The organism is Pseudomonas sp. No.117, assembly GCF_054558395.1.
Window position 1 is genome coordinate 475,708 of sequence record NZ_BAAJNP010000002.1, and the last position, 12,602, is coordinate 488,309.

The 12,602-nt window shown below is 68.0% G+C and carries 10 protein-coding genes; 7 read left to right on the top strand and 3 right to left on the bottom strand.

The window, feature by feature from the left end:
* Nucleotides 1–188: 188 nt before the first annotated feature.
* Nucleotides 189–1,397, top strand: a complete 1,209-nt coding sequence (locus ACYJP6_RS05680) for a YeeE/YedE family protein (RefSeq protein WP_459474083.1) — start codon at nt 189–191, stop codon at nt 1,395–1,397.
* On the opposite strand, the gene ACYJP6_RS05685 is transcribed toward ACYJP6_RS05680, so the two are convergent.
* Both ACYJP6_RS05685 and ACYJP6_RS05690 read right to left on the bottom strand, forming a co-directional pair.
* A complete protein-coding gene (locus ACYJP6_RS05685; protein ID WP_459474085.1) occupies nt 1,394–2,665 on the bottom strand; it encodes a hypothetical protein in 1,272 nt (423 codons plus the stop codon). The two genes, ACYJP6_RS05680 and ACYJP6_RS05685, sit on opposite strands and share 4 nt — an antisense overlap.
* Before the next feature lie 37 nt (nt 2,666–2,702).
* Nucleotides 2,703–4,283 carry a hypothetical protein gene (locus ACYJP6_RS05690; RefSeq protein ID WP_459474087.1) on the bottom strand — a complete coding sequence of 527 codons (1,581 nt, stop codon included), beginning with the start codon at nt 4,281–4,283 and terminating at the stop codon, nt 2,703–2,705.
* A 583-nt stretch (nt 4,284–4,866) separates the two neighbouring features.
* Between ACYJP6_RS05690 and ACYJP6_RS05695 the strand changes: the two genes are divergently transcribed.
* The 5 genes from ACYJP6_RS05695 (at nt 4,867) to ACYJP6_RS05715 (ending at nt 10,049) form a co-directional block, all read left to right on the top strand.
* The gene (locus ACYJP6_RS05695; protein WP_459474089.1) at nt 4,867–7,005 is read left to right on the top strand and encodes a polysaccharide biosynthesis tyrosine autokinase; all 2,139 of its coding nucleotides are present in this window, start codon (nt 4,867–4,869) and stop codon (nt 7,003–7,005) included.
* Nucleotides 7,006–7,117: 112 nt separating this feature from the next.
* Nucleotides 7,118–8,344, top strand: a complete 1,227-nt coding sequence (locus tag ACYJP6_RS05700; RefSeq protein WP_459474091.1) for a SpoIIE family protein phosphatase — start codon at nt 7,118–7,120, stop codon at nt 8,342–8,344.
* 4 nt (nt 8,345–8,348) lie between these two features.
* Nucleotides 8,349–8,912: a SiaB family protein kinase gene (locus ACYJP6_RS05705; RefSeq protein ID WP_459474093.1), complete on the top strand. Its 564-nt coding sequence runs from the start codon at nt 8,349–8,351 to the stop codon at nt 8,910–8,912.
* 16 nt (nt 8,913–8,928) lie between these two features.
* Nucleotides 8,929–9,318 (top strand): DUF1987 domain-containing protein, encoded by a 390-nt coding sequence (locus ACYJP6_RS05710; protein ID WP_459474094.1) that lies wholly within the window; start codon nt 8,929–8,931, stop codon nt 9,316–9,318.
* Nucleotides 9,315–10,049, top strand: coding sequence for a GGDEF domain-containing protein (locus ACYJP6_RS05715; protein WP_459474095.1), 735 nt, complete (start codon nt 9,315–9,317; stop codon nt 10,047–10,049). The genes ACYJP6_RS05710 and ACYJP6_RS05715 overlap by 4 nt, the downstream gene beginning before the upstream one ends.
* A gap of 88 nt (nt 10,050–10,137) precedes the next feature.
* Here ACYJP6_RS05715 and ACYJP6_RS05720 read toward each other — a convergent pair whose 3' ends face one another.
* Entirely contained in the window at nt 10,138–11,772 is a 1,635-nt protein-coding gene (locus tag ACYJP6_RS05720) for a glucan biosynthesis protein D (RefSeq protein WP_459474096.1), read from the bottom strand.
* Between the two features lie 242 nt (nt 11,773–12,014).
* On the opposite strand from ACYJP6_RS05720, the gene ACYJP6_RS05725 reads away from it, so the two are divergent.
* Nucleotides 12,015–12,398, top strand: a complete 384-nt coding sequence (locus tag ACYJP6_RS05725) for a glyoxalase superfamily protein (protein WP_459474097.1) — start codon at nt 12,015–12,017, stop codon at nt 12,396–12,398.
* Nucleotides 12,399–12,602: the final 204 nt, after the last annotated feature.

Consider the following 12,602-nt stretch of genomic DNA (forward strand, 5'->3'; position numbering starts at 1 on the left):
GCGACTCCAGGCAGTGATCGTGGCCGCTTTGACCGCAGCGCGAGGCAAATGACCGGCACCGCCCCTGGATAACCTTCAGCTATATCGATATGACGTTTTTATTGAACCCCTTGCCAGAAGTGGCTTGGGCTTGAGGCGCAAGTCCGACTAAAATAGTCGGACTTTAGTTCGAAGCTACCGGAACCATCATGCACACCTCCACGCTTTCTTCCCCACGGCTGCCCTGGACCGCTCTCTGGGCCGGACTCCTACTCGCCCTGGGCGCGGTCTTTGTCGGCCAGGCCGTCGGAACCCGCCAGGCCCTCCTGCTGCTGCTCGGCGGCGCCCTGGGACTGACGCTCTACCACGCCGCCTTCGGCTTCACCTCGGCCTGGCGGGTATTCATCCGCGACCGTCGCGGCGCCGGCCTGCGCGCCCAGATGGTGATGCTGGCCCTGGCGGTGCTGCTGTTCTTCCCGGCCCTGGGCGCTGGCAGCCTGTTTGGCGAGGCGGTACGTGGCAATGTCTCGCCACTGTCCACCTCGGTGGTGATCGGCGCCTTCCTGTTCGGTATCGGCATGCAGCTGGGCGGTGGCTGCGCCTCCGGCACCCTCTTCACCGTGGGTGGCGGCAATGCGCGGATGCTGGTGACCCTGCTGTTCTTCATCGTCGGCTCGGTGGTTGCCACCCACCACCTGGGCTGGTGGTTCGCCCTGCCCAGCCTGCCGCCGACCTCCCTGGTGACCAGCCTGGGCGTGCTCCCCGGCATCCTGGTCAGCCTGGCGCTGTTCGCCCTGATCGCCGGGACAACCGTCGTGCTGGAGCGCCGTCGTCATGGCCAGCTGGAACGCACGGTACCCGGTGAACATCAGGGCGCGGCGCGCCTGCTGCGCGGCCACTGGCCGCTGGTGTGGGGCGCCATCGCCCTGGCGCTGCTCAACTTCATCACCCTGGCGCTGGCCGGTCGGCCCTGGGGCATCACCTCGGCCTTCGCCCTCTGGGGTGCCAAGGGCGCCGGGCTGCTCGGGCTGGACGTCTCCGGCTGGGCCTTCTGGCAGCAACCGGCGAATGCCCGGGCGCTGGCCGAGCCGCTGTGGTTCGACGTCACCAGTGTGATGAACCTGGGCATCATGCTCGGCGCCCTGGCCGCGGCCGGCCTGGCGGGCCGCTTCGCCCCCAGCCTGCGCATCCCCGCGCGGTCCCTGGTGGCGGCCGTGCTCGGCGGCCTGCTGCTGGGTTATGGCGCGCGACTGGCCTATGGCTGCAACATCGGCGCCTACTTCAGTGGCATCGCCTCCGGCAGCCTGCACGGCTGGCTATGGCTGGTCGCCGCCTTCGTCGGCAACGGCGTCGGCGTGCGCCTGCGCCCGGTCTTCTTCCCCGACGAGCGCCGGGTGGAACGGCTGACCGGCTGCTAGACCGGCAACGCCTGGCGACCGGGCGGCAGGACCCCCGGTCGCTCCGGCATGCTCACCATGCCGTACTGGGGGGCGCCGTGGTAGGTCTTGAGCGCCTGCATGACGAAGAGCAAGGCGGCGGTGCCCTGGTATTCGAACAGGCCCTGCAGCGGCCAGATGATCATGAAGGACAGGAACACCGCCAGGGTGAACTCCAGGTCCCGGCTCAGCTTGCGCGCCACCAGGTAGTGGACGGCGAGGCCGATGGGAATCACCAGGATCGACAGGAAGCCGAAGCGGAACACGGTGCCGAAGATGCCGACGTCGGAGAGGAAGAAGTAGTCGCCGAAGATCGGCTTGAAGCCATCGTTCCACATCAGGCTGAGGCTGCCGCTGGGCAGGCCGTTGTACAGCTGCAGGTGGTTGATGATCTGCGAAATGGTGGTTTCCCGCACGTTGTCGGTAGGCCCTTCCTGCACCGAGCGCGCATAGAAGTCCAGGTTGAAGCCCAGGACCTCCAGGAGGTGGGGATAGAGGATCAGCGGCGAGATGACGAGGCCGCCGAACAGTGCCGGTCCGATCAGGCGTGCCCGCAGCGCGAGGATGGTGAAGACCATGCAGACCACGATCAGCTGGCGGGTCTGCAGCACCACCACGATGGTGGCGAGGAAGAACAGCGCCAGCACGCCATTGCGCAACTTGGGCCGCAGCTGGCCATCGATGAAGGAGCGGCCGCGCCCGGCGAAGTAGATGCAGATGAAATAGCCGAAGAAGATGGCCACCGCCCCGGTGGAGGCCCGGCCCGGACGGCTGAGGTCCTTCACCTCTTCGCGCAGGTCCGGCAGCATCTTGAAGTAGGACAGCCAGCACAGCAGCGCCGAGAGCAGCCCGACCAGGATGATCAGGTTCTCGAACTGGGCGGCGGTCAGGCGCTTGGCCAGGTAGAGCACCAGGAAGGCGCTGAAGCAATAGAGCACCCGCCGTTCCTCGATAATGCCGTAGATCAGCGGCTGGCCCCAGAACAGCTGGGCGAACAGCGCCACCAGGACGACGAACACCACCGACGAGAACAGGCAGAAGGCCATCAGCAGGCGATAGTCGCGCTGCGGTCGATGCCAGGTGCTCAGCGTGAACAGCGCGAAGAATCCCAGGCAGATCGCCAGGTACAGCTCGCCCACGTAGCGGATGCCCACCGGATTGGTCGGGCTCTGCTCGAACACGCCGAATTGCAGGACCATCAGGCCGCCCAGGGCCAGAAAACTCAGTCGATTGATCAGCGTACCCGGCATTACCGGTCTCCTCGTGGCCTGGTCATGGATAAAGAATTCATTGCGCGCGCCAGTCGCCACCGACCTTGGCGTAGGTCAGCTGGCGACCATCCGCCAGACTCAGGCGGGCGCGAGTGTATTCGGGGAGGTCGACGCGGAAATCCCGGCCTTCCAGATAGAGGCCGCCACAGGATCCGGACTCGCCGCGATAGTCCAGTGGCTGGCGCTGCAACTCGTGGATGCTGCGGTGGAACAGCAGGTTGGCGTAGCCGCGCACCGTCATGTCGGTGGAAATCAGGGTGCAGCTCAGATCGACCTGGCCCCGGACCAGCGTCGCCAGCGCCTGGTTCTGCCGGTCGATGACGCCCCAGCCGGCATAGCCGGCGAGGTCGCTGCGGTAGGTCTGGGCGTTCTGCCACACGGCGATCCCCAGCAGCATGGCAAGGACCGCGCGTCCCTTGAGGCCCAGGCTGATGAAGGCCAGGCCGAGCAGCAGCGCGGCGGGGAAGATGAACTTGAGACGGTCGAAGGAGAACTGGGTGGCGTGCTGCAGCAGCAGCAGGTTTTCCAGCAGCGGCAGGCTGGCGGCCAGCAGCAACAGCACGGTGCTGCGCGGCCAGTGCAGCGTCCGCCGCTGCCAGACCAGCACGCCGAGGGCCAGGGCCACTGCGGCCAGGAAGAGGCCGAACGACAGGCCGTAGCCGGCGAAGAAGTCCACCAGGTGGGCGTTGTTCGGGCTGCGCGCGAGAAAGCGTCGGGCGAAGGCCTTGAGCGTGGGCAACAGGCCCGCCGCCAGGCTGTAGTGCAGCAGCACCAGCACGCCGGCCAGCGCGGTGGCGAACGCCAGGCGCCAAGCCATCCGCTGCCCATCCGGCAGGTGCCGACGCTGCAGCCAGAACAGCGCGACCAGGCCGCCCCCGAAGACGTAGCCGGTCCACTCGGTCAGGGCGCCAAAGCAGACCAGCCCGGCCAGCACCCAGCCCAGGCGGGTGCGCAGCGGGCCTGCCGGCGCCTGGAGGTAGTGGAAGAAGGTCAGCAGGCTGGCCAGCAGCAGCACCTGGTAGAAGCTTTGCACCCAGTACAGCAACCCCTGGGACAGCAGGGCCTCGCGGCTGAACACCGCGACCAGGCAGGCCAGCACCGCCGCGCCGGCGGCCAGCCCGCGGCTGGCGCCGTTGCTGCGCAGCACCAAGTAGAGCAAGCGGAACAGCAGCAGTGCCGTCAGGGCGCCGAGGGCGGCGTTGAACAGCGCGAGATTGTGCAGCGAAGGCGGCAGGCCGGCGGCCTTGAGACCAAGGTAGGGAGCAAGAAAGCCATAGCTGCTGAAGCTGGTGTAGACGTAGTCGCCGCTGCGGGTGGGGATGGTGGCGCCCCAGGAGACCTGCTTGTCATGGCTGCCACCCAGGGTGATGGTCGGCAGCCACCAATGGCGCGCCACCCCGGATTCGTCCAGCGCATTCAGGCTGAGCAGCACGTGATAGCTGGCTTCGAGATTCTGCGCCCCGGTCCCGTCGCGAAAATCCGGCAGGCGCCAGAGCAACGCGAGCAGCAGCAAGAGGCCGACGGCCAGACCGCCCAGCCAGAAGGGCCGTCGTCCAGCCCGGACCCCGGAATGGGTGACACCGGATACCACGCTCATCGCTTGTCTCCTGACAGCCGTGCAGTCGAGTACGCCGTCCAGGGCAATGAAGAACCAGGTCACCGCCATCCGCGGGCCTGGTACAACCGGTGCAAGACCACCCGCGCTGGCCACGAGGCCGCACGGATGGGTAACCGGGCTTCAACCGCTGACTACATTCAAGAAGCCGTCAGGAACACACCGTCGCCCAGGGGCCACGGTGTCTGTAGTGAACCTTGCCGCTCCCCACCGGCCAGGCCAGCGAAGGAGCAGTCGGGCACCGCCAGCGGATGCCGGCGCGCCAGGCAGCCGACTCCAGCAGGGGTCGCGAAGAAGACTGCCTTAGCACCTTGACGCTGCCAAGCGGGCATCCGTCGCGTTCTGCATGGAGTGTCACATTTTTGGCTTTTGCTTTCGCTTAGAGTCGACGCAGCACTCCAGCCGACGAGGTGCGGATCCCGATCCAGCGCCTGGCGTTTCCCGCTGTGCCCTGCCGGGTGCCACGGCTTCACCCCCGGTTCACCGACCGCTGACGCTCGCCCGCGAGGGTGTTCCGCGACGGATGTCCTCACCGTACCTGCCCAAGGCCCGCTCCTGCATGGACATGTCGCATCAGACTCTACCCGCCGCCGCCTCGGCCGCGGACATCGGTTTCGCCCGCTACTGCGCCGCCCTCTGGCGGCATCGCCGCGGCCTGCTCGCGTGCGTGGCGGGCTGCACCCTGCTGGGCGTGGCCTATGCCCAGCTGGCGGCGCCGCGCTACCAGGCGGTGGCGACGCTGCAGATCGAATACCAGCGCGGCATCGTAAGGCTAGACGACGCCGATAATGGCCGCCCCCTGCCGCCGCCGGAAGCCATCACCGAGATGCAGCTGCTCACCTCGCGCCGGGTGGTCGGCGAGGTGGTGGATGCCCAGGGCCTCGACCTGAGTGTCACGCCGCGGCGCCTGCCGCTGCTGGGCGACTGGCTGGCGCGCCGCCATGAGGCGAGCCATGGCGACATCGCCCCGGCGCGCTTCGGCCTCACCCAGTACGGCTGGGGTGGCGAACGCCTGGTCATCCGCCACCTCGAGCTGCCCGACGCCCTCTATGGGCAGCCGCTGACCCTCACCGCCGCGGCGCCGGATCGCTTCGTGCTCAGCGACGCCCAGGGCACGCGCCTGCTGGAGGGCCAATTGGGCCAGCCGGCCAGCGCCGGCGCCCTGCAGCTGGACATCGCCCAGTTGCGCGCCTACCCGGGCACCCAGTTCATCCTGGTCAAGCAGCGCCGGGGGGTGGCCATCCAGGCCCTGCAGGAACGCCTCAACGTCAGCGAGCGTGGCAAGCGTTCGGGCATCCTCTCGATCCAGTTGCAGGACCAGGATCCGCAGCGGGCCCAGCGCATCCTGCAGGGCATCAGCGAGGCCTACGTCCGCCAGGACGTGACCCGCAACGCCGACCAGTCCAGCCAGCAACTGGCCTTCCTGCGCCAGGAACTGCCGCAGGTGAACCAACGCCTGGGTGCAGGCCGCCAGGCCCTGGACAGCTACCAGCGCCGGCAGGGCTCCATCGCCATCGGCGAAGAGGGCCGCAGCCTGCTGCGCCAGGCGGTGGAGCTCGATGCCCAGCTGTCGGCCCTGGAGGTGGAGCGCCTGGGCCTGGCGCTGCGCTTCACGCCCACCCATCCGCTGTACCAGACCCTGCTGGCGCGCCGCCAGGTGCTCAACGGCGAACGCCAGGCCCTGCAACGGCGCCTGGGCAAGTTGCCCCAGACCCAGCAGGAGGTGTTGCGCCTGCAGCGCGAGGTCGAGGCGGCGGACAAGCTCTATGCGCTGATGAGCAAGCGTATCCAGGAGCTGTCGGTGGTGCGCGCCGGCACGGTGAGCGATGTGCGCATCATTGACAATGCCTACGCCCAGGTGGCACCGGTCTATCCGAAGAAGCCCCTGCTGATGCTCAGCGCCCTGCTGTTCGGCTGCCTGGCCGGCGGCGCCTGGGTGTACCTGCGCGCCAGCCTGGAGCGTGGCATCGAGGACGCCGATGGCCTGGAGCGCCTCGGCCTGCCGGTGCTGGCCCAGTTGCCCCTGGCGGCCGGACGCCAGCTCAACGGTTCGCTGCAGGCGCCCCTCGACACCGGCTACGCCGAGGCCCTGCGCACTCTGCGCACCAGCCTGGCCTTCGCCCGTACCGAGGCGCGCAACGACCTGCTGCTGATCACCAGTGCCAGCCCCGCCGCCGGCAAGTCGTCGGTCGCCGTGCAACTGGCGCGGGTCCTGGCCGAAGGCGGCACGCGGGTGCTGCTGGTGGATGCCGACCTGCGCCGCGGCCGCCTGCACCGGCGCCTGCAGGTGGCGCGCCGCCCGGGTCTGGCCGAGGTGCTGGGCGGCCTGGCGACGCCCGAGCAGGCGATCCAGGCCACCGGCCTGCCCGGTCTGGATTGCCTGGTGGGCGGGATCCGCCCGCCCAATCCGGCCGAGCTGCTGATGAGTCCGCGTTGCACCGAGCTGCTGCGCCAGCTGCAGCACGACTACGACCTGGTCATCCTCGATACGCCGCCGGTGCTGGCGGTGACCGATGCGGTGGAACTCGCCGCCCAGGCCGGCACCTGCCTGCTGGTCTCGCGCCATGGCTGCAACACCGCCAAGGAGATCGAGGCCACCCAGCGCCAATTCGCCCACAGCGGCCTGACGCTGCAGGGCGCCGTGCTCAATGCCGTCCCGCCGCAACCCTTCGCCCGGGGCAGCCTGGGGGTGCTGACGGGCTGATCCGCCCGGCCAGCCAGGCGCCCGCCATGCTGGCGCCTGGCCAGCGGTTGTCATCAAAGCTCAACACGGAGCCCCTAGGCTGCAGCGACCTTTCGAGAACGGATTCGTCACGATGTCGTCCGCTCCCCTGCCCTCCCTGCGCCCCTCCGCCCGCCCCGGCCAAGGCTGCGCCCTCGATCTCTGTACCGCCTGGCCCGCCGTCGAGGCCGAGCACACCAATGCCCAGGTCATGGCCCTGTTCAACGAGCGCCGCGAGATCACCAGCCTGGCGGTGATCGAGCAGCAGCGGCCGATCGGCCTCATCAACCGCGATATCTTCCTTTCGCAGATGAGCAAGCCGTATCACCGGGAAGTCTACGACCGCAAGAGCTGCATCGCCTTCATGGACAAGGAGCCCCTGGTAGTGGACGCCGGGCTGTCCATCGAGGAAGTGACCCGGCGCACCGTCGAGGTCGGCGAGAAGGCCTTGGCCGACGGCTTCATCGTCACCCGGGAAGGACTCTTCGTCGGACTCGGCCTGGGCGTGCAATTGATGCGCCGGGTCGCCGACCTGCAGGCCGAGAAGAACCGGCAGATCATGCACAGCATCGAGTACGCCAGCGTCATCCAGCGCGCCATGCTGCGCAGCTCCCGCGACGCCCTGGCGGTGATGGAGCAGGACGCCACCCTGGTCTGGCAGCCGCGCGACGTGGTCGGCGGCGACTTCTATCACTTCGCCCAGTACGAGGACGGCTGGTTCGGCGCCATCGCCGACTGCACCGGCCATGGCGTACCCGGCGCCTTCATGACCCTGATCGCCTCGGCCTCGCTCACCCAGGCGCTGCAGCAGCAGGGGCCGCGCGATCCGTCCGCGCTGCTGACGGCGATCAACCTCGGCGTCAAGGCGATGCTCGGGCAGTCGGGTGATCTCTCGGAGTCCAACGACGGCCTGGACCTGGCCTGCTTCTGGGTGGATCGCCGCAGCCACCGCCTGACCTATGCCGGGGCCCGCCTGCCGCTGCAGGTGCTGGCGCCCGATGCCGCGGAGGTCCTGACCCTGGCGCCCCTGCGCCTGGGCGTCGGTTATCCCGACAGCCCCGCCGAGCAGCGCTGGCCGGCCACCACCGTGCCGCTGCAGCCGGGCAGCCTGCTGTTCGCCACCACCGACGGCCTGACCGACCAGATCGGCGGCCCGCGGCGCACCTCCTTCGGCAAGAAGCGCGCCCTGGCGCGACTGCTGGAAGCACGCGCGGCGCCCACCGCGGTGATCTGCCAGCACCTGCGCGACGATCTCGCCGCCTGGCAAGGCGACGAGCAGCGCCGTGACGACCTCACCTTCCTCTGCATACGCGTGGCCTGACGACATGCTGACTTCCTTCGCCGAGAACGGGGCCTTCCTGGAGATCGCCCGGCAGCAGCACGTGATCTTCTACCACCATGGCTATTTCTCCCACGGCATCGTCGCCGCCATGGCCGAGGTGGTGAAGCTGCAACTGGAATTCGCCGGGGTCAGCGGCGCCACCCGGCGCAAGCTGTTTTCCGCCTTCATCGAGCTGTCCCAGAACGTGTTGCATTACTCCGCCGACGCCCTGCCCAGCGACCCGCCCGAGCGCGCCCAGCTCGGCCACGGCTCGGTCTGTATCACCCGCCTCGACGGCCACTACCAGATGCTCTGCGCCAACCCCATCGCCAGTGCCAAGGTGGAAGCCCTGCGCGAGCGTCTGCAGCCGCTCTGCAGCATGTCGCTCGAACAGATCAAGCAGGCCTATCGCGAGTCGCTGCGCGCCGAGACCCCGGCCGACAGCAAGGGCGCTGGCCTGGGCTTCCTGACCATGGCCCGCGAGGCCAGCGCCCCGCTGGAATTCGCCTTCCATCCCTCCACGCAGCACCCGGGCACCGCCCTGTTCTGCCTGAAAGCCATCATCTGACCAGGGCCCTCATCGTATGGACCAGTTGTTCATCGCCCCCACGCCGACGTCGCCCGAGGTGGACTTCCGTTTCGCCGAGGACGTCCTCTGGCTCAGGGGAGAATCCTTTCCGGAAAACGCCGCCGCCTTCTACCTGCCGGTGATCGAGCGGCTGCGCGCCTATCTCGACCAGCGCCAGGGCACCGCGCTGCAGGTCCATGTCGCCCTCGCCTACTTCAACAGCTCCAGCACCAAGATGCTGTTCTCGCTGTTCGACGCCCTCGACCAGGCGGCCCAGGCCGGCAACGGCGTCGAGCTGCACTGGTACTACGATGCCGAGGACGAAACCATCCAGGAATTCGGCGAGGAGCTGCGGCTGGATTTCCAGGCGCTGACCTTCGTCGAGCATCCCGAGCTGCCGGCATGACCGCCAGCGTCAGGCGTTGCAGCCCGGTCGAGCCGGGCCCCGACCTGTTCGAGCAGGAGACGGCGGTGCTGCAGACGGCCCGCGCGCTGTACGCGGTCGACCAGGCCGCCCCCGAGGCCTACCGCGCCGCGCTGGGCGAGCTGGCCCTGCACTTCGAGCGGCTGATGCGCGAGACGCGCCGGCTGATCGCCCGCAGCGACCGCGCCGAGCGCGAGATGAACACCCTCAACCAGCAGTTGCAGACCCTCACCCAGCAGCTGGAGTACCGTGCCACCCACGATGCCCTCACCGGGGTGCTCAACCGCGGCGCGGTGATCGACCTGGCCGGCCAGGCCCTGCAGCGCAGCGGTGGCGCCATGATCGTGCTGGACATCGATCACTTCAAACGCATCAACGACGACTTCGGTCACCCGGCGGGCGACGGGGTGATCCAGACCATCGCCCGCTGCCTGCAGGAGATCGTCCAGCCGCCGGCCATCGTCGGTCGGGTGGGTGGCGAGGAATTCACCGTGCTGCTGCCGGCCGCGGCAGCCGCCGAGGCCCTGGCCGTGACCGAGCGACTGCGCCAGCGCATCGCCCAGGACGCGACCGGTCCCGCCCCGGTGACCGCCAGCTTCGGTCTCAGCCTGAATGCGCTGGGTACCGACTTCGCCCTCGCCTACGGTCGCGCCGACGCCGCCCTCTATCGGGCCAAGCGGGGCGGTCGCAACCAGGTGGTGCTGGCCGACTAGCCTCGGCGGCCGGCGCCCGCACAGGCCACGCCGGGCATGAAAAAGCCGCTGCACCCGGCGAGGCGCAGCGGCTTTTACCGGCCGGGGGTCAGGACTGCTTCCAGTCCGGATAGCGGCGCTGGTCGGCCGCCGGCGGGAAGTACTGGTACAGCCAGGTCTCGCTCAGGGCGCGATCCTGGGTCCGGATGAAGGCGCGCATCTGCACGGGATCGGCCTTGTCGCTGGTGGGGTACCAGTCGAAGATCACCCGGTAGCCGCCGATCTCGTCGATCTTGAGCACGTGGAAATCTTGCACCTTGCCGTCGGTGACGGTGACCACCGGCTCGATGCCGGTGCCCTCGGGCAGGAACGACAGGCCGCCGCCGTTGAAATCGATGGCGAAGCGCCGTGCCCAGACCTTGGGCCAGTGTTCACCCGGCGCCCAGCCTTCGGGGAAGCCGCCGATGCCGGACCGGGTGGCATAGACCCGTGCCAGCGGCGTGCTAACCGGCGGCAGCGCACTCCAGTGCAGCTTGTAGCCATAGTGCAGCGACTTGCCGGCGGTGATGGTCTCGGCCGGTGCCCAGAAGGCCACGATGTTGTCCAGGGTCTCGCCGGTGGTGGGGATCTCCAGCAACTGGATGGCGCCCTCGCCCCAGGCGGAGGTGGGCTCGACCCAGAGGCTCGGCCGGCGGTCGTAGCGGACCATGACGTCCTGGTAGCTCTCGAATTCGTGGTCGGTCTGCACCAGGCCGAAGCCCTTGGGACTGTCGTCCTTGAAGGCGTTGAACTGCAGCTTGGGCGGATTGTTCAGCGGCCGGCAGATCCACTCGCCGTTGCCCTTCCACATGGCCAAGCGATCCGAGTCATGGATCTGCGGGTGGTAGGTGTTGCAGGTCTGGCGCTCGTGGGTACCGCAGCCGAACATGCTGGTCATGGGCGCGATGCCCAGTTGCTTGATGTCGCGGCGGGCATTGACGTTGGCGTCCACATCCATCACCACCCGGTCGTTCAGGCAGTCGATGTCAAAACGGTAGGCGCCGGTGGCGCTGGGCGAGTCCAGCAGCGCATAGACCACGAAGCGGGTGCTGTTCTTGCTCGGGGTGACGAACCAGAACTTGGTGAAGTCGGGGAACTCCTCGGGCCGATCGGCGTAGGTGTCGATGGCCAGACCGCGGGCCGACAGGCCGTACTGGCGGGTCTTGTCCACCGCGCGGAAGTAGCTGGCGCCGAGGAAGGAGACGATGTCGTACTGGGCCAGGTGCGGCGCCTTGAACAGCTTGAAGCCGGCGAAGCCCAGGTCGCCCTTGAGCTGGCTCTTGTCGACGCCGCTGTCGTTGTAGTTGAACAGCTCGGGGCGGAAGTGGACTTCCTTGGCCTCGTTGGTCTTGGGGTCCACCGAGAACATCCGTACCGGCGTCTTGAAGCCCATGCCGACGTGGAAGAACTGCATGTCCAGCTGGCCCTTGAGGTCGTGCCAGAGCGAATGCTGGGCATCGTAGCCGATGGCGTTGAACTGCTGCGGCGTCATGTTCGCCAGGGTGTCGGGCAGTTTCTGGGCGGTGGGCTGGTAGGCCTGGCCGGCCAGCTCCTTGGCGTGCTGCTTGAGCCAGTCGAAATCGAAGGCCTGGCCGTCGCCGTTGGCCGGATTGGCGAAGGCCTGGAGGGCGAACAGCCCGGTGGAGGGGATGCCGGTGTAGGCCGCCAGGGCCAGGGACGCTTTGAGCAGGTGTCTACGCTGCATGGATCAACCTTGGTCACTAAGGATGAAAGATTCGGCCCAGCCGAACCGCCAGATAGGAAAAAGAATGCACGATACCCGGATAGGTTCGCCATCGCACCGGTGAACTGCAGCCCAGCGCACGCTCTGGCCTGCCAGAGGGGTTACCAAAGCTTTCCGGTTCACAGTTCGGGTTACCAGACAGCGCGAAAGGCGCATCATGAGCCCTTTGCGGTCCGTACCGCTTGCGCCCTGGAGCGCCGTCCATGTCCGACACAGCCATCGCCTTCGGGCAACCCAGCCCCATCCTGCGCATCTTCGATGACGAAAAGGCGCGTGAATTCTACTGCCACTTCCTGGGTTTCCGCCTGGTGTGGGAGCATCGCTTCGAGCCGGGGCTGCCGCTTTACGCCGAAGTCGAGCGCGCCGGCCTGCGCCTGCACCTCTCCGGGCACCACGGCGACGCCTGCCCGGGCTCGACGGTCTTCGCACGCATGACCGGCATCCGCGCCTTCCAGGCCGAGCTGCTGGCCCAGCATTACGGCTTCGCTCGCCCGGGTATTGAGGAACTGCCCTGGGGTCTGGTGATGGAGATCGCCGATCCCTTTGGCAACCGGTTGAGGTTCTGTGAGGAAACGCCGGAGGCCTAAGCAACGGCTGTACGGTGATCGCGGCCATGGGCCGCTCCTACAGGCTCGATGATGGAGATGACCGCCTGCGCGGATGGCCCCCTCTCCCCTCGGGAGAGGGTTGGGGTGAGGGCGCCCTCGCCACGAAGTCCCCAGTGGAAAAGGCTACGCCGTTTTCCACGCTACGGCTCTACAACTGGTGCACCCCTATAACGGCTAAGACAG